General features: G+C 74.8%; 10 protein-coding genes. 6 read left to right on the plus strand and 4 right to left on the minus strand.

What is annotated here, in order from left to right; translation table 11 throughout:
* Window positions 1-11: 11 nt before the first annotated feature.
* Entirely contained in the window at window positions 12-5,573 is a 5,562-nt protein-coding gene (locus ACFVUY_RS22370) for an amino acid adenylation domain-containing protein (protein WP_387732397.1), read from the plus strand.
* Complete coding sequence (locus tag ACFVUY_RS22375) at window positions 5,570-8,722, plus strand: amino acid adenylation domain-containing protein (protein ID WP_387732399.1); 3,153 nt, start codon at window positions 5,570-5,572, stop codon at window positions 8,720-8,722. The genes ACFVUY_RS22370 and ACFVUY_RS22375 overlap by 4 nt, the downstream gene beginning before the upstream one ends.
* Window positions 8,723-8,859: 137 nt before the next feature.
* On the opposite strand, the gene ACFVUY_RS22380 is transcribed toward ACFVUY_RS22375, so the two are convergent.
* The 3 genes from ACFVUY_RS22380 to ACFVUY_RS22390 all read right to left on the minus strand — a co-directional run bounded on the left by ACFVUY_RS22380 (window position 8,860) and on the right by ACFVUY_RS22390 (window position 13,343).
* Window positions 8,860-12,006 (minus strand): AMP-binding protein, encoded by a 3,147-nt coding sequence (locus tag ACFVUY_RS22380; protein WP_387732584.1) that lies wholly within the window; start codon window positions 12,004-12,006, stop codon window positions 8,860-8,862.
* Between the two features lie 99 nt (window positions 12,007-12,105).
* Window positions 12,106-12,816 (minus strand): phosphotransferase, encoded by a 711-nt coding sequence (locus ACFVUY_RS22385; protein ID WP_387732402.1) that lies wholly within the window; start codon window positions 12,814-12,816, stop codon window positions 12,106-12,108.
* Window positions 12,813-13,343 (minus strand): GNAT family N-acetyltransferase, encoded by a 531-nt coding sequence (locus ACFVUY_RS22390; RefSeq protein ID WP_387690173.1) that lies wholly within the window; start codon window positions 13,341-13,343, stop codon window positions 12,813-12,815. Before ACFVUY_RS22390 ends, ACFVUY_RS22385 begins: the two co-directional genes overlap by 4 nt.
* Before the next feature lie 268 nt (window positions 13,344-13,611).
* On the opposite strand from ACFVUY_RS22390, the gene ACFVUY_RS22395 reads away from it, so the two are divergent.
* Window positions 13,612-14,889, plus strand: coding sequence for a hypothetical protein (locus ACFVUY_RS22395; RefSeq protein ID WP_387732404.1), 1,278 nt, complete (start codon window positions 13,612-13,614; stop codon window positions 14,887-14,889).
* Between the two features lie 180 nt (window positions 14,890-15,069).
* Here ACFVUY_RS22395 and ACFVUY_RS22400 read toward each other — a convergent pair whose 3' ends face one another.
* Window positions 15,070-15,408 carry a hypothetical protein gene (locus ACFVUY_RS22400; RefSeq protein WP_387732406.1) on the minus strand — a complete coding sequence of 113 codons (339 nt, stop codon included), beginning with the start codon at window positions 15,406-15,408 and terminating at the stop codon, window positions 15,070-15,072.
* Window positions 15,409-15,584: 176 nt separating this feature from the next.
* Here ACFVUY_RS22400 and ACFVUY_RS22405 point away from each other — a divergent pair, with 176 nt between their 5' ends.
* The 3 genes from ACFVUY_RS22405 to ACFVUY_RS22415 all read left to right on the plus strand — a co-directional run bounded on the left by ACFVUY_RS22405 (window position 15,585) and on the right by ACFVUY_RS22415 (window position 17,948).
* On the plus strand, window positions 15,585-15,890 hold the full coding sequence (locus ACFVUY_RS22405; protein WP_387732408.1) for a hypothetical protein: 306 nt from the start codon (window positions 15,585-15,587) through the stop codon (window positions 15,888-15,890).
* A gap of 135 nt (window positions 15,891-16,025) precedes the next feature.
* Window positions 16,026-16,409, plus strand: a complete 384-nt coding sequence (locus ACFVUY_RS22410) for a hypothetical protein (RefSeq protein ID WP_387732410.1) — start codon at window positions 16,026-16,028, stop codon at window positions 16,407-16,409.
* Between the two features lie 69 nt (window positions 16,410-16,478).
* Window positions 16,479-17,948 (plus strand): flavin-containing monooxygenase, encoded by a 1,470-nt coding sequence (locus tag ACFVUY_RS22415; RefSeq protein ID WP_387732412.1) that lies wholly within the window; start codon window positions 16,479-16,481, stop codon window positions 17,946-17,948.
* Window positions 17,949-17,980 lie beyond the last annotated feature (32 nt).

A 17,980-nucleotide genomic window follows, 5' to 3' on the forward strand; every position in this document is an offset into this window, starting at 1 on the left:
ACGGACTGCCGATGACCGACACCCAGGACCTGCCCGCGGGCTGGTCCGCCACCAAACGATCCCTCCTCGCCCAGCGCCTGCGCGGCGCCGCGGCCCCGGTGCGGGTGGTCGAGCCCCGCCCGGAGGGCAGCGCCCCGCCCCTGTCCAGCGGACAGGAACGGCTCTGGTTCATGGACCAGTTCTCGCCCGGCGGGACGGCCTACACGCTCGCCCCGGCCCGGCGGCTGCGCGGCCCGCTGGACCGCTCGGCGCTGGACACCGCCCTGGCCGCCCTGGTGGCACGGCACGAGGGCCTGCGGATGACCTTCCCGGTCACGGAGGACGGCAGGGCCGAGGTCGTGGTCGCCGAACCGGGGCCCTTCGCCGCCGCCTTCGTGGACGCCTCGGACGATCCCGACCCCGGCCGAAGAGCCGCCGACGAGATCGGGGCGCTGGTCGCCAGACCCTTCGACCTCGCCACCGGGCCGCTGCTGCGCGCCCTGCTCGTCCGGCTCTCCGCCGAGGACCACGTCCTCGCCCTGGTCATGCACCACATCGTCGGCGACGGCTGGTCGATCGACATCCTCAACCGCGAACTGGACCTGCTCCACGCCCGGTACGCCCACGGCGCGGAGCACGAACTCCCGCCCGTCCCCGTCCAGTTCGGGGACTACGCACGCTGGCAGCGGGACCGGCTGGACAGCGGCGCCCTGGCCGCCTCCCGCGACTACTGGCGCACCGAACTCGCCGACGTCCCCGCCCTGGAACTGCCCGTCGACCGGCCCCGGCCGCCACTGCTCACCTTCGACGGCGCCGCCGTGGAACTGCACTGGAGCCCGGAACTCGCCCGCGCCGTCGCCGAGTGCGCCCGCGCCCGCGGCGCGTCGACGTACATGGTGCTGATGGCCGGGCTCCAGGTGCTGCTCGGCCGGCACACCGGTCAGCGGGACTTCGCGATCGGCTCGGCCGTGGCCGGCCGTCTCCACCGGGAACTGGAGGCGGTGGTCGGGGCCTTCGTCAACATGCTGCCGATCCGCGCCCGGCTGGAGGAGGGACTCACCTTCGGGCAGCTGGTCGGTCGGGTGCGGGAGACCACGCTGAACGCCTACACCCACCAGGAGGTGCCCTTCGAGCAGATGGTCGCCGATCTGGACATCGAGCGGGACGTCAGCCGCTCGGCGGTGTTCCAGGCCACCTTCGCGTTCCAGAACTACGGCGACCGCGCCGCCCCCACCGCACCCGCCGCCGGCGCGGAGGGCTTCGGGCACGCCGCCACCACGAGCCACTCCGACCTCGCCTTCTACCTGCGGGAGAAGAAGGACGGCGGGCTCTTCGGGCTGATCACCTACCGGACCGACCTCTTCGACGCCGACACCGTGCGACGCCTCACCGAGCGCTTCGAGGTCCTGATGACGGCGGCCACGGCCGATCCGGACCGGGCCGTCGAGGACCTGCCGGTGACGACCCGCACCGAGCACCGCGACCTGGTCGAGGAGTGGGCGGCCGGCCCGCCGCTCCCCGAGGACGGGCCCGGAACGCTGACCGCGCTGCTCGCGGCGGCGGCCCGGCAGGCGGGCGACCGCCCCGCGCTGGTCTTCGAGGACGCCACCGTCACCCACCGCGAACTCGACGCGCGGGCGACGGCCCTGGCCCGGCGGCTGCGGGCCCTGGGCGTCGGCCGGGACGACCGGGTGGCGGTGTGCCTGGAACAGTCCCCGGACCTGGCGGTCGCCCTGGTCGCCGTGCTGAAGGCCGGCGGCTGCTACCTGCCGCTGGACCCGGAGCAGCCGCCCGCGCGGCTCTCCCACCTGGTGGCCGACGCGGACGTGCGGGTGCTGGTGACGGACACGGAGCTGCGGGAGCGGTTCCCCGCGTACGGGGGCGCGGAGCTGCTGGTGGACCGCGCCGACGCCGCGCCGGACGGAGTGCCGCAGGACGCGCCGCTCGCCGAGGCGTCCGGGCCGGACGACCTCGCCTACGTCATCTACACCTCCGGCTCCACCGGGCAGCCCAAGGGCGTCGCGGTGCAGCACCGCGAGATCCTCAACTACCTGGCCGGCGTGCGGGAACGGCTGAGGATCGAGCCCGGCGCCCGCTACGGGCTGCTGCAGTCCCTGTCGTTCGACTTCAGCATCACGATGCTCTACCTGGCGCTCACCACCGGCGGCCGGGTGCACCTGCTGCCGCGGCGCATCGCCGGCGCCGAACTCGCCGCGCACATCGAGGCGTCGGCGCTCGACTACCTCAAGATGACGCCCTCCCACCTGGCCGCGCTGTCCGCCGACGCCCCGCTCGAACGCCTGCTGCCGCGCCGCGCTCTGGTGCTCGGCGGGGAGGCCTCGTCCTGGGCCTGGGCCGCCGATCTGGCCGGCCGGGGCGACTGCGCGGTGTTCAACCACTACGGCCCCACCGAGGCGACGGTCGGCGTCACCGTCCACGAGGTCCTGCCGGGGGAGCACGGCCCGGGGAACACCCCGATCGGCACCCCGCTCGCAGGCGCGCGCTGCTACGTCCTGGACGCGGCCCGGCGGCCGGTGCCGCCCGGCGTGACCGGCGAGCTGTACCTCGGCGGGGACCGGCTGGCCCGCGGCTACCTGGGCCGTCCCGAGCTGACGGCGGAACGTTTCGTCGAGGACCCCTTCGCCGGCGGCCGGATGTACCGCACCGGCGACCTGGCCCGCTGGCGGCCGGAGGCCGGCGGAGGCGTGCTGGAGTACCTGGGCCGCGCCGACGACCAGATCAAGGTCCGCGGCTACCGGGTCGAGCCCGGCGAGATCGAGGCCGCGCTCACCGCGCTGCCCGGCGTCACCCAGGCCTTCGTCACCGTCCGCGGCGAGGGGATCCGGCAGAACCTCGTCGCCTACCTCGAACGCGCGGCCGGTGCGGCCGTCCCCGCCGCGGCCGAACTGCGGGTGACGCTCGGCGAGGTCCTGCCGGACTACATGGTCCCCGCCCGGTTCGTCGTCCTGGACCGCCTGCCGCTGCTGGCCCACGGCAAGGTCGACCGCAAGGCGCTGCCCGAACCCGAGGACACCGCCCCGGCCGCCGGACACGTCGAACCCGAGGGCGACACCGAGACGCTGATCGCCGCGATCTGGGCCGAGGTGCTCGACGTCGCGAAGGTCGGCGCCCTCGACGACTTCTTCGAGATCGGCGGGCACTCGCTGCTCGCCACCCAGGTCGTCGCCCGGCTGCGCCGCACCTTCCCCGACCTGCCGACCCCGGTCGGCGTGATGGACCTCTTCCGCTTCCCGACCGTCCGGCAGCTCGCCGGGCTCGTCACCGACCCGGGCGCCGACCGGGGGCCGCAGGGGCTGCTGCACCGGCTCACCCCCGAACGCCGCCGCACCACCGCGAGCGTCGTCTGCGCCCCCTACGGCGGCGGCAGCGCGCTGATCTACAAGCCGCTCGCCGACGCCCTGCCCGAGGACTGGGCGCTGCACTCCATCGCCGTCCCCGGCCACGAACTCGGCGAGGAACCGATGGACGTCGACGAGGTCGCCGACCGGTGCGCGCGCGAGATCGTCGAGGGCGTCGAGGGCCGGATCGTGCTGTACGGGCACTGCGGGGTGGGCGTGCGCCTCGCCGTCGAGATCGCCCGCCGGGTCGAGGCCGCCGGCCGGGAGATCGACGCGGTCCACCTCGGCGGCATCTTCCCCTTCGCCCGCCCCAGGGGACGCGGCGCGGCCGTCGGCGAGCGCTGGGCCGAACTCCTCGACCGGATGCGCAGCGACCAGGACATGATCAACGGCCTGGCCGCCGCCGGGATGGACACCGACGACCTGGACCCGGAGCAGCTGCGGCTGATCGTCCGCAACCGCCGCACCGGCACCAAGGACGTCGAACGGTACTTCACCCGGATGTTCGGGACCGAGGGCGGACGGATCAAGGCCCCCGTGATCGCGGTCTGCGGCGACCGCGACCCGGCCACCGAGTTCTACCAGGAGCGCTTCCGCGAGTGGCACCGGATCGCCGACACCACCGCCGTGGTGGTCCTCGACGAGGCCGGCCACTTCTACCTCAAGTACCGGGCCGCCGAGCTCGCGGCCGTCGTCACCGGCGTCCACCGGTCGATCGCCGCGGGGCAGGAGGACCGCCACCGCCGGACGGAGGGCGCCACCTGGTGGCTCGCCGGGCTCTCCCGGGACGCCGAACGGCCGGTCGCGCAGGACGCGCAGGCGCCCGTCCGCCCGACCATGCGCCGCTTCCTCACCGTCGCCTCCGGGCAGCAGGTGTCGATGATCGGATCGGCGCTCACCGAGTTCGCCCTCCCGGTCTGGATCTACCTGCGCACCGGCTCCCTCGCCCAGTTCGGGCTGCTGGCCGCCTGCGGCCTGGTGCCCGGCATCCTCGCCGCCCCGATCGCCGGAGCGATCGTCGACCGGGGCGACCGGCGCCGGACCATGCTCCTCGGCGACTTCGCCGCCGGCCTCACCCAGGTCGTCCTGCTCCTGCTGTACGCCACCGGCGGACTGGAGGTCTGGCACGCCTACGCGCTCGTCGCCGTGCTGTCCGCCGCCCTCTCCTTCCAACGGCTCGCCTGGAACGCGGCCGTGCCGCAGCTCGTCCCCAAGCGCTACCTCGGCCGCGCCAACGGCGTGGTCCAGATGGCCTTCGGCCTCGCCCAGTTCCTCGTCCCGCTGTTCGCCGTCGGCCTGCTCGCCGCCATCGGGCTCGGCGGCATCCTCGCCCTCGACGTGGCCGGCTACGCGGTCGCCATCGGCGTCACCCTGGCCGTGCGCTTCCCGGACGTGATGGGCTCCACCCGGCGGGAGAGCATTCCCGCCGAGATCCGCGAAGGCTTCCGACGGGCCCTCGGCAGCAGCCACTTCCGCGCGATGCTGCTGTACTTCGCGGTCCTGAACGTCTTCCTCTCCCCGCTGTTCCTGCTCACCACCCCGCTCGTGCTCTCCTTCGCCCCGCTCTCCGCGGCCGGCTGGGTGTCCACGGCGGCCGGCCTCGGCGCCGTGCTCGGCGGGATCACCCTGGTGGCCTGGGGCGGACCGCGCCGACGGAAGCTGCGCGGGGTGCTGCTCGCCACCCTGGCGGTCGCCGGGGCCTGCCTGCTCACCGGGCTGCGCCCGTCGATCTGGACGGTCGCCCTCGGCGCGTTCGGCATGACCTTCGCGCTCGCCCTGCTCAACGGCGCCTACGCGACCATCGTGCAGACCAAGGTGCCGCTGCGCTTCCACGGCCGGGTGATCGCGGTCAACACCATGGTCGCCTGGTCGACCCTGCCGGTCGGGTTCGCCGTCGTCGCCCCCTTCGGCCCCGGACTCCTCCAGCCGCTGATGGACCGCGGCGGCGCCCTCGCCTCCACCGTCGGCCGGCTCATCGGCACCGGCGACGGCCGCGGCATCGGACTGCTCTACCTGCTGTTCGGCCTCGCCATGGCCGCCCTCGCGCTGGTCTGCCTGGCCGTCCCGGTGCTGCGGCACTTCGACCGGGACGTCCCCGACGCCGAGCCCGACGACCTGGTCGGCCTCAAGGCCATCCAGGACCGGGCCGCCGGCACCGCCCGGCCGTCCGGCGACGCCGACGCCGACGCGCCCACCCTCCCGCACCGCTCCGAGACCGAGGTGACCGTCCGGTGACCACCACCGCCACCCACCCGTTGACCGCCGAACAGCGCCGGCTCTGGTTCCTCCAGCAGCTCCACCCGGACGACGCCGGCTTCAACATGTACCTCAACCGGCGCTGGACCGGGCCGATCGATCCGCGGGCCCTGCGCACCGCCCTCGGCCGGCTGGCCGAACGGCACGAGATCCTCCGCACCCGCTTCGGGTACGACGACCCCGAGGCCGCGGAGCCCGTCCAGCTGGTCCAGCCCCCCGCCGCGATCGACCTGATTACCCTCCGCCTGCCCGAGGGAGCCACCGAGGCGGACTTCACCGACGCCTGCCGCCCGTACGTCAACGCGCCGTTCGACCTCGCCGCCGCGCCGCCCCTGCGCGCGACCCTGATCAGCGCGGGGGAGCGGGAACACGCGGTCAGCGTCGTCGTCCACCACATCGTCGCCGACGGCTGGTCCTTCCGCACGATGTGGCGCGAACTGCTGGCCCTCTACCGCGAGGCGATCGGCGAGGCACCGGCCGAGCTGCCCGAACTCCCCTTGCAGTACGGCGACTTCGCCCGCGCCGAACAGGCCAGGACCGGCGGGGAGGCGGGCGAGGAAGCGTTCCGGTTCTGGGCGGACCGGCTCGCCGGCACCGGAGCGCTGCGCCTCCCGTTCGACCGGCCGAGACCGTCGGACCCCACCAGACCCGCCGGCTTCGTCACCGTCGACCTCGGCCCCGAGCTGACCGCCGCCCTCGACCGGCTGGCCCGCCAGGAGCGGTGCACCCCGTTCATGGTGCTGCTCACCGGCTACCAGTGCGTGCTCGCCCGCTGGACCGGCTGCCGGGACTTCGTGGTCGGCACCCCGCTGGCGGGCCGCACCGAGGCGGCGCACGAAGCGCTGCTCGGCTACTTCAACCGCACCGCGGTGATCAGGTCGGACCTGACCGGGGACCCCGACTTCCGCGGGGTGCTGAAGCGGACCAGGTCCGCCGCGCTCGCCGCCCTGAGCCGTCCCGACGCCCCGGCCGAGCGGCTCGCCGCCCACCTCGGCCTGCCCGCGGACACCGGAGCCGGACCGCTCTACCAGGCCGTCTTCGTCCACCAGAGCCAGAACGACCTCGCGGACGGCTCCGGCGAACCCGCGCTGCCCGCGGGCGTCCGCACCACGAGCATGGACTCCGGCTTCGAGCAGGCCAAGACCGACCTGCTGCTCGACAGCTGGCGCACCGCCGACGGCGGCATCACGCTCTCCTTCTGCTACGACCGCGAGCTCTTCGACCGGGAGACCGTCGAGGCGCTCGGCGGCCGGTGCCGCGAGCTGTACACGCGGATCGTCGAGGACCCGGAACTCCCCCTGCACGGCGACTGGTTCGTCGGAGCGCGGGAGCGGGCGGCACTGCTCGCCCTGGGCGCGGGGCCGACCGCTCCCGCCACCGTGCGAACGGTGCTGGAGCGGTTCGCGGACCAGGTCGCCGCGCGGCCGGACGCGCCCGCCCTGGACTGCGACGGCCGGACGCTGTCCTACGCCGAACTCGACCGGCGGTCCACCGAACTGGCGCACCGGCTCGGGCCGGTGGCGGGCCGGGTGGTCGCGGTGTCGATGGCGCCCTCCTTCGACCTGGTCGTCGCCCTGACCGCGGTCTGGAAGGCCGGCGCCGCCTACCTCCCGCTCGACCCGGCCCACCCCGAGGACCGCCGCGCCCTGATGGTCCGCGAGGCCGACGCCGTCCTCACCCTCACCGGCGCGGACCTGCCCGGCGCCGGTACCGCCGACCTGCCCGGCGCCGGGACCGCCGACCTCGCCCCGCCCGACCCGCGGGGCCCGGCCTACGTCCTCTACACCTCCGGATCCACCGGCACACCGAAGGCCGTCGCCGTCGACCACCCGGCGGTGTCCGCCCGGATCGACTGGATGACGGGCCCGGACGGCTACGCGCTGGGCCCCGCCGACCGGATCGTCCAGTTCGCCTCCCTCGGCTTCGACACCCACGTGGAGGAGCTCTGGCCGGCCCTGGCGGCCGGGGCGTGCGTCGTGCTGCTGCCCGGCGGCGGCCGGACCCTGCCCGACCTGCTGGACGGCCCGTCCGGCCGGTCCGTCACCGTGCTCGACCTGCCGACCGCCTACTGGGAGGAACTCGTCGGCCTCGGCGAGCAGACCCGCTGGCCGGAGGCACTGCGCCTGGTGGTCATCGGCGGTTCCGAGGCGCGCGCCGACACGGTCGCCCGGTGGCGCCGACGGCACGGGGACGCCGTCCGACTCGTGAACACCTACGGCCCCACCGAGGCCACCGTGATCGTCACCGCGGCCGAGCTGACGGCCGCCGACACCGAGCGCCGGCCCTCGCTGGGCCGCCCGCTGCCCGGGGTCGCGCTGCACGTGCTGGACGAGCGCGGCGGGCTGCTGCCCCGGGGAGCCGAGGGCGAGCTGTACATCGGCGGCAGCGGCCTGGCCCGGGGCTACCTGGGCCGGCCCGACCTCACCGCGACCGCCTTCGTGCCCGATCCGTTCCTCGGCGGCGTGATGTACCGCACCGGGGACCGCGCCCGGTGGCGGGCGGACGGCCGGCTGGAGTTCCTGGGGCGCGGCGACGCCCAGCTGAAGCTGCGCGGCTACCGGATCGAGCCCGCGGAGATCGAGTCCGCGCTGACCGCGCACCCGGCCGTCGCCCAGGCCGCCGTGCTGGTCCGCGACGGCCGGAGACTGCTGGCGTACGCCGTCCCGTGCCCGGGCGCCGAGCCCGGACCGGCCGAGCTGCGCGAGCACCTCGCCCTGCGGCTTCCCGCCTACATGGTCCCGGACACCGTGCTCACCCTGGCCCGGCTGCCGCTGACCCCGAACGGCAAACCCGACCTCGCGGCCCTGCCCGACCCCGGGCCGGCCGCCGGAGCGGGCTACGTCGCGCCGCGCACCGACGCCGAGCAGCTGGTCACCGACCTGTGGCAGGAGGTCCTCGGAGTCCCGCGGGTCGGGGTGTTCGACGACTTCCTCGCGCTCGGCGGGGACTCCCTCCTGGTCACCCGGGTCGCCGCGCGGATCCGGGCCGGGATCGGACTCGACATCCCCATCCGCGACGTGTTCGAGAGCAGCACACCGGCCGCCCTCGCGGCCCGGATCGAGGCGCTGCTGATCGCCGAGATCGACGCGCTCACCGAGGAGGAGGCGGCCGGGCGCCTCTCCGGCTGAACGGGCGGAGCCCGGCTTCCGCGCGCAGGGGAAGCCGGGCCCGAGGGCGTTCCGGGGGCGTTTCGAGGGAGTTCCGGGGGCGTTCCGGGGCGTTCCGGGGGTGCGGCCGTGATGGCCGCACCCCCGCTTTCCTCGTGTCAGATACCGGCCGCCCCGGCCAGCGCCGCGGCGAGGTCCTCGGCCAGCGCCGACACCGCCGCCGCCTCGAAGGCGTGCTCGTTGTACCGCAGCCAGCACCGCAGCGCGCCGTCCGGCTGCTCGGTGACCGCCAGCTCCGGGACGTGCCGGTCACCGCCCGGCAGCGGGTACGGCACCGTGGCGTTGCGGGGCAGCTCCCAGGCCGCGCAGGCCACCCCCGGCAGCTGGGCCGGCGCACTCCAGCTCTCGTACCTCAGCCAGGCCGCGAACGGCACCAGCGGGCTGAACTCCGCGAACGGGTAGAGCTGGTGGTCGAGCGCGGCGGTGGCGGCGGACCGGACCCGGTCGAGCAGTTCGGCGAAGCCCGGCGCGCCCGACACGTCCACCCGCACCAGCAGCGACTGCACGAAGCAGCCGACCGCCCGCTCCGCCTCCGGCCTGGTCCGGCCGGGCACCGGCGTCATGAGGACGAGGTCCGGCTGTCCGCTGCGGGCGGCCAGCAGGCCGCTCCAGACCGCCGCCACCGCCAGGAACGGCGTGGCCCCCAGCTCCGCCGCCCTGGCCCGCAGCGCGTCCGCCGCCTCCGGGAGCACCGTGAACGCGTGGGCGGCGCTCAGCACCACCTCGGTGTGCCGGCGCCCCGGGAAGGGGTCGATCGCGGCGGGCGCGTCCGCGAGCGCCGCCGCGAAGTGCGTCCGGGACGCCGGCCAGTGGGCGTTCGACCACTCCACCAGCTCGCGGTACTCCGGGCCGGGCCGGGCGGCCGGCACCCGGCGCCCGTGGCGCAGCGCCGAGTACGCCACCCCCAGCTCGCGCAGGAGCACGCCCAGCGACCAGCCGTCGCTGACGAGGTGGTGGACGGCCAGCAGGACGACGTGGTCCTCCGGTCCGCGGCTCACCACGGCCAGCCTGGTCATCGGCCCCGCGGCGACGTCCGTCAGCCGGTCGCGCACGGCGACCAGCCGCGCCGACACCTCGTCGTCGCTCGCGCCGGGTGCCTCCACCAGCACCACGTCCGCGTGCGGTTCGTCGTCCAGGACGGCCCGCAGCACCCCCGGTTCGGCGCCGGGCACCGGGACGAACCTGGTCCGCAGCGCGGGATGGCGGCGGATCGCCTCGTGCAGGGCGTCGGCCAGGACGTCCGTCCGCAGGGCCTCCGTCACCCGGAACATCACCGCCACCGCGCCGACGTTGCGGCCCGGGGCCTCGGCCATCCAGCGCAGGAAGTTCTCCTGCTGGGAGGTGAGCGGCAGATCGTGCGGCTGTGCGCGCAGCGAGCGGAGGAAGTCCGACACCTCGGCCCCGGACCGCTCCACCGGCCCGGCCGCCGAGGCTTCGGCCCGCTCCAGCCAGGCCGCCTGGGCGCGGAGCGAGGGGCGCTCGAAGACCAGCGCCGTGCGAGCCGCCACGCCGAACTCGGCGGAGATCGCGGCGGCCAGCTGGACCGCGCGGAACGAGTCCCCGCCGAGGGCGAAGAACTCCTCCTCCACCGCCCGGACCGGCCGTCCCAGCACCGTCCGCCACAGGCCGGCCAGGGCGAGCTCCCGCTCCGTCTCCGGGGCCCTTCCCGTCACCGGGGCGGGCTCGTCGAACGCGGTCCGCAGCTCGTGCTTGACCACCTTGCCGCTCGGGTTGCGGGGCAGGGAGTCCACCACCAGGATGCGCACCGGCAGTTCGGGCCTGGCGAGCCGCTCGCTCAGGAACAGCCGCAGACCGTCCGGATCGATTCCGCCCGGCAGCGGGACCACCGCGGCGACCGGCACCTGGCCCATCACCGGATGCGGCAGACCGAGCGCGGCCGCGTCGGCGACCTGCGGGTGCTCGTGCAGCACGGCCTCGATCCGCAGCGTCGAGACCTTCAGCGCACCGGACTTGACGATGTCGCTCTCCCGGTCGACCAGATGGAGGAAACCGTCCCCGTCCAGCCTGCCGAGGTCGCCCATGCGCACCCAGCCGTCCCGGAAGACGGTGTCGGAGGCCGCCCCGGCGTATCCGCGCGGCGGCCCGGGCTGACGCAGCCAGATCTCGCCGGTCCCGCCGGGCGGCACCGGCTCCCCGGCCTCGTCCAGGATCCGCAGGTCGGCCGGGTCGGTCGGGCGGCCCACCGAGCCGGGGCGGCCGGGGTCCACGATCGCGGAGATCTGGGCGGGGGAGGCCTCGGCCGAGGTGTAGGTGTTGACGACCGTCGCCTTCGGCAGCGCGGCGCTCAGCCCGGCGGCGACGGCCGGCGGCAGCGCGGCGGCGGTGGAACCGACCAGCAGGACGCTGCCGAGGTCCCGGCGGCCGGCCGTCCCGGAGTTCAGCAGTTCCACCGCCATCGACGGCACCAGGAAGACCGTGCCCGCGCCGAACTCCTCGACCACCCGCCCGAATTCCTCCGCGTCGAAGCGCGGCAGGCAGATCGTCGTGGGCTGCGCGGTCAGCGCGTTCACCAGAACCGCCTGGGCGGCGTTGGTGCCGATCGGGAAGGCGTGCACCGCGTGCAGTGAGTGCGCGTACGGGCGGGGCCGGGGGTTGAGGACCAGACCGGCGGTCAGGCTCGCGTGCGCGGCCCGGACGCCCTTCGGGGTGCCGGTCGTGCCGGAGGTCCCGATGATCTGGGCCAGGTCGCCGGGGGCGACCCGGTGCGGCGGCTCGATCCGGTCCGGGGCGCCGTCCGTCGGGTCGAGACCGTCGAGCCCGGCTTCCAAGCCGTCGAGCGCGAAGGTGGGCAGCGTGGTGCGCGGGCCGTTCCCGGCGATCGCCCAGCGCGCCCCGGCCGCCTCGACGAGCCGCTCCACATCGGCCGGGGCCAGGTCCTCGCGGATCACCAGCCCGGCCGCGCCCGCGTAGTGGGCGGCCAGGAACGCCACGGCGTACGCGTCCCACTCCCGGTTGGTGAACAGCAGCGCCACCGTGTCCCCGGGCCGCACGCCCGCCCGGGCCAGCCCGTGCGCGGCCCGCACCGCCCGCTCGCGCCACCGGCCGTAGGTGAGGCTCCCGCCGCCGGGCACGAGCAGCGCGGTGCGTTCGGGATGGAGCGCCGCCCGGTGGTCCAGGAGCGCCGGAAGCGTGAGCGGGACGGGGACGGGCTGGGCGCTGATGACGACTCCCGGGGGGCTTTCGGAGCGCGGCGGACCGATGCCGGAGGAAGATCGGCCGCTGATTGGTCCAGACCGTATCGGAACGGTGAAGGCGGGCGCCAGATCCGTTCACAGTTCGTCACGACCCTTGGCACGCGGGCCCGGAACGTTGCCCCACCGGGGTCAGGAGGGCGGCCCCGGCTGCTCCGGCCAGCCCGCCGTCAGGCGCCCGCGCTCCTGCCACTGGCGCACCCCCGGCCCGTCCGGGTCACCCCGGCGGCAGAACTCCTCCAGCCCGGCGCACCGGGCGAGCATGGCCGCCCGGCGCCGCGGCCAGGGCGGCACCGGCTGCCCGTACGCGTCGAAGAGGTGGTGCAGGGCGCCCGCCCGGGCCGGGTGGTGCATGCGGACGATCCACTCGCACCAGGCCAGGTCCTCCACCGGCTCGCCGAGACGGGCGAACTCCCAGTCCAGCAGGCCGGTGACGGCGAAGGTCGCCGGGTCCAGCAGCAGGTTGTTGGGCCCGAAGTCCCCGTGCACCAGCACCGACCCCGGGGGCGCCGGACCGTCGCCGGCCACGCCGGGGTCGACGGCCAGGAGCCGTCGCAGCACCCGCCCGCAGGCGGCCAGGACCTGAGCGCCGTGCCCGGCGTCCAGCAGGTCCTGCGCGGGCACTCCGGGCAGGTGGCCGAGCGTGATGGCGCCCGGCTCGGTGCCGAGCACCGGGGGAACCGGCAGCAGCCCGTGCAGCAGGGTCAGCAGCCGGTGCTCGCGCCGGCGCCGCTCCTCGGCGTCCGGACCTTCGTAGCGTTTCACCACAACGGTGCCGTCGCCCGCGGTGCGGTTGGTCCAGCCGTGCGGGAGGGCCCGCAGCCCGGACGGGCCCTCGCTCACCCGCGCCACTCCTCGGCCAGCAGTCCGAGCACCATCTGGTCCACGAACTCCCCGTACGCCCAGGCGGCTTGGCGCAGCCGCCCCTCGACGGTGAAGCCGACGCCGGTGGCGGCCCGGAGCATCGGGGCGTTGTCCGCCAGCGTCTCCAGCTGCAGGCGCCGCAGGCCGAGCACCGGGAAGGCGTAGTCGCAGAGCACCCGCAGGACGTCCGGTGCGAGCCCGCGCCCCCGGTGTCCCGGCAGCAGGGCGAGGCCCACGTGGGCGCTGCGGTTGTGGGCGTCGATGCCCCACAGCAGCGCCTCGCCGGCCAGCTCCCCGGAGGCCGTCTCGACCACGGAGAAGCACGCCGCCTCGTCGGACGGCCCGGCGACCACGTACGGGGAGTCCGCCGAGCCCGGGGAGATGGGCCGCCAGGGGCGGGAGTCGGCCCGCGAGCGGGTCGCCACGTCGTCGTACAGCTCGGCCAGGAGCACCGGGAGGTCGGCGTCGTGACGGGCCCGGAGGGTGATGCGAGTGCCTTGTAACATGTCACATATTTACCACTGATGGGGCTGCCGTGACCAACGGGTTTTCCGGTGCCAGTCGGCTTTCCGGGGCCGACAACTTCTCCGGGGTCGCGGCGCCGGGCCGACGGCCGGTCGGGTGGTCCGAGCGGCTGGGGTCGCCAACCCCCGTGCTCTCGGGGCGGGTTGATGCTCGTCACTCGACGGTGGCGTGCTCCCGCCCCGCGCGGTTCACCCGGACGGCACCGTGTGTTGACCCCCGGGGGGAACGCGGCTCGATTACAAGATTCGTATGAGAAACATCCACTACGGAGCCGGTGGAATCGCCGCCTCGGCCGCCTTGGCGGCCCTTCTCGTCTGCGCCCCGCGACAGGCGTCGGCGGCCCCCGGAATCCACACATTCGACTACAAGGGCGCGCCCGAGCAGTACGCGGTCCCCGACGGGATCTGCGAGCTGGTGGTGCGGGCCTCCGGCGGAGCGGGAGGGGACGCCGTCTACGGGTCGCCCGGCGGGAAGGGCGGTCAGGTCCGAGCCACGGTCCGGGTCACGAGCGGTCAGGTGCTGACCGTCGACGTGGGGCAGGCGGGCAGCGGAGGCGACCTCTCCGTCCCCAGCAGCATGGCCTACGGCGGGTACGGCGGTGGCGGCCAGGGCGGCTCCTACAACGCGGAGCACCGGCCCGGCAACGGCGCCATCGGTGCCGGCGGCGGAGGCGCCACCACCGTGACGACGGGTGGCAGCGCACTGATCATCGCGGGCGGCGGCGGCGGAGGCGCCGGCAGCTTCACCAACGACGGAACCGCGCGGGGCGGCGACGGCGGGCAGGCCGGAACCGACGGGGCCGACACCGGGCAGAGCGCGGCGGGCAAGGGCGGCAAGTCCGGCGGCAGCGGGGGAGCGGGTGGCGCGGGCGGAACCGCCACCACCGGGTCCGACCGTGACGGCTTCGCCGGCGGCAGCGCCACCGGCACCAAGGGCGGCGACGCGGCCATCAACGTCGGCGACCCCCACATGGGCACCGGCGGCGGAGGCGGCGGCGGGGCCCACGGGGGCGGCGCGGGCGGCTCCTCCACGGAGGGCACGCTCGACGGCGGCGGGGGAGGCGGCGGCTCCAGCCTCGGTCCGGCCTCCGCGACCTTCACCACCGGAGCGCGCGGCGGCAACGGGGAGGTCGTGATCGAGGAGGTCGCCTGCGCCACCCCCTCGCCGTCCCCGTCCCCGTCCTCCACCGCGACCTCCTCGCCCAGCCACTCGCCGTCACCGACGGCTTCTCCCACCCATTCGCCGTCCCCGACCTCCTCGCCCAGCCACTCGCCGTCACCGACGGCTTCTCCCACCCACTCGCAGTCCCCGACCACCGGCCCGAGCCACACGGCGTCCGGCGGCCCGTCGCCCACGGGTGGCCCGAGCCACCACCACTCGCCCGGTCCGGTGCCCGGCCACGGTGGGGGCCAGCTTCCCGAGACCGGGAGCAGCACACCGGCCCTCCTGATGAGTGCACTGCTCTGCGTGGGCGTCGGTGCCGCCGTGTTCCGTCTCGCCCGCCGGAACGGTCGCCGGCGCTCCTGACGGCGGCGTGGCCCACGGAGTCCACCCGCTGCACGGGAAGTCGGCCGGTCCGACTTTCCGTGCGGCGGAAGCCCCTTGTGCTGATCGCGGTCCTCCGCGTCCGTCGCCTCAGGTCGCCGGGCCGAGGCCCTCCGGGAGGCGGTCAACGCCTGTGCCCTCGTCGCGTGTGCGCCTCGCCCATCACGCCGTTCGCGTGGACCGGGCGGTGCAATGGTGGCAGTAGACGACATCGACCGGCCCACCGGAGCGAGCCCGTGCCACGGCCCGCGCGCACGACACGGCGGACAGCACGCCGAGGGCGAGCAGCACCACGCCGACAGCGTGCCCACCGAGCAGCGGTTTCGCGGCCAGGACGAGGAGCACCACCGCCGCCAGGAACCGCACGACACCCCGGCCCCGGAGCACGGGCCGGTACCGCTCGCGGAACACGGTGATCTCTGTCGTCTCCTCGCACCGAGGGCAGCCCGCCCCGTCGGTCCCGCCAACCTGCGTCGTTTCCAACAACAGCTCATCCGTCACACGGCAACCCTACGGCTTAGGTCCAGGGCGGCTCGACCCCGTCGCTCAAGTCGGGCCGTCGAACCGGATGTCACCTGCCGGGGCCGGGCGACTGCCCTCGGCGGAGCCCGCCCCCGGCCGAGGCGGCCGGGCGGAACTGTGCTGTGATGGGGGTCTGATCAGCCAAGGAGGACGTCGTGACCGTCGAGTCGCACAAGGACTGCGGTCCGGTGTACACCCTCAGCCCGGACGAGCCGGTGTTCGTGTCGAAGCGAGTGCGTCGCGGGCAGCCCGTCATGAGTGTCCACCTCGACGAGGACGGTGACTGGCAGGCGTTCTCGGGGACCGAGCCGCGCTGGTGGAAGGGCGGCCCCAGGCTGGTGCATGCCGCGCACCTGCTGGAGAGCGACCCCTCGATGGCCGCCCTGCCGGCGCTTCCGCTCAATCACTGGGCGACGCGCGAGGACGCCTCGTCGATGGCGTGGCAGGTCTTCCGGGGCTGACCGGGCCCCGCGGCGGCCCCGGAGCGGTCGCCCGGCCCGCGCCGGCGCGCCGACGGCCTGTGAGCGGACATCTGATCTCCCTGTCCGGTGTGACAAGTCGTATCTCGTTCGGGCTCGTCGACGTAGAGTGGGCGGGTGTCAGCTGATCTTGGAGACCGACCGAAGCCCAAGCCGTTCGATGAGTGGCGGGACATCTATGACGTCCTTGAACAGGTGCGGCAGCGGCCCGGCATGTTCGTGCGCAACGGCTCGCTGGACGACTTGGGCCTGCTCTTCTCGGGGTACGGCCTCGCCCTGCGGATTCACGGGGTCGACGAGCAGTTCGATTTCGATCCGGTCGGCCCGTTCCAGCAGTGGCTGTGCTGGACGCGCGGTTGGCCGATGAGCCTCAGCTGGTACCAGTTCATCGAGCGGAACGCCGGCGCGGTTCCGCCGCTGGAGGCGTTCTTTCAGCTGCTTGACGAGTGGCGGGCGAGCGTGGCCGCCGAGAACTCGGAAGCAGCGGAAACGGCTTCCTGACAGGCCGTTGAACGGACACGGTCGGGGAAAGACGGTACCCGCGCCCGCGCGGTGGGCGACAGTGGATGCATGACCGCGAACCACGCCACCGTCCTCATCATCGGTGCCGGCCTCTCCGGCATCGGCGTCGCCTGCCGCCTGCGCCGGGAGCTTCCGGACCGGGACTTCGCGATCCTGGAGCGCCGCGACGGCATCGGCGGCACCTGGGACCTCTTCCGCTACCCCGGCGTCCGCTCGGACTCGGACATGTTCTCCTTCGGCTACGAGTTCCGCCCGTGGGACGGGCTCCAGGTGCTCGCCGACGGCGCGTCGATCCGCACCTACGTCGCGGCCACCGCCAGGGAGTACGGCGTCGACGAGTCGATCCACTACGGGCTCCGGGTCCTGGCCGCCGACTGGTCGGGCGAGCGGCAGCAGTGGACGGTGACCGCGCTGCACGAGGCGAGCGGCGAGCGGCAGACCTGGACCTGCTCGTTCCTCGTCACCTGCACCGGCTACTACGACTACGACCGGGGCCACCTGCCCGAGTTCCCCGGCGTCGGGCAGTTCGAGGGCGTGCGGATCCACCCGCAGCACTGGCCCCGGGACTTCGACTACGCGGGGAAGAAGGTCGTCGTCATCGGCAGCGGCGCCACGGCCGTGACCCTCGTTCCGGCGATGGCGGGCACGGCGGAGCACGTGACGATGCTGCAGCGCTCCCCGTCTTACGTCTTCTCGCTGCCGTCGACCGACCGGATCACCGCGTGGCAGCGGAAGGTCCTGGCGGCGCCCCTGGTCCACCGGATGACGCGCAGGCGCAACATCAGGCTGCAGCGCCTCCTCTTCAACGCCTCCCGGCGCTTCCCCCGGGCCGTGCGCGGGCTGCTGCTGGCGGGCGTGCGCCGCGGGGTCGGCAAGGGCTTCGACATGACCCACTTCAGCCCGAGGTACGACCCGTGGGACGAGCGGCTGTGCGCGGTACCGGACGGCGACCTCTTCACGGTGCTCCGCGAGGGCAGGGCCTCCGTGGTCACGGACACCATCGAGACCTTCACCGCCACGGGCATCAGGCTCGCGTCCGGCCGGGAGCTGGCGGCGGACGTCGTCGTCACGGCCACCGGCCTGAACCTGCAGGCCCTCGGCGGCGCGTCGATCAGTGTCGACGGCGAGGTGCGCGGCCTGCACGACGTCTGCACGTACAAGAGCGTCATGCTGGAGGGGATCCCCAACCTGGCGTGGGTCTTCGGCTACACCAACGCCTCGTGGACCCTGAAGGTCGACGTCGCCGCCGCCTACCTGGTGCGGCTGCTGAAGCACATGGACGCCACCGGCCGGACCGTCGCCGTGCCCGTCGACCGTGCGGCCAACGCGACCGGGGACGGCGTCGTCGACGAGCTCTCGTCGGGTTACATCCGGCGCGCGAAGGACGCGATGCCGCGCCAGGGACGGGACTTCCCGTGGCGGATGGTCATGGACTACCGGCACGACCGGAAGGTCCTGCTCTCCGACCCGATCGAGGACGGCGTCCTCCGGTTCACCGGTGCCCCGGACGGCAGTTGATCCGCCACTGGGTTCCCGGGAGTCCCGGACGG

The sequence above is a fragment of the Kitasatospora sp. NPDC058063 genome, assembly GCF_042885395.1.
Taxonomy (GTDB): Bacteria; Actinomycetota; Actinomycetes; order Streptomycetales; family Streptomycetaceae; genus Kitasatospora; species Kitasatospora lactacystinica.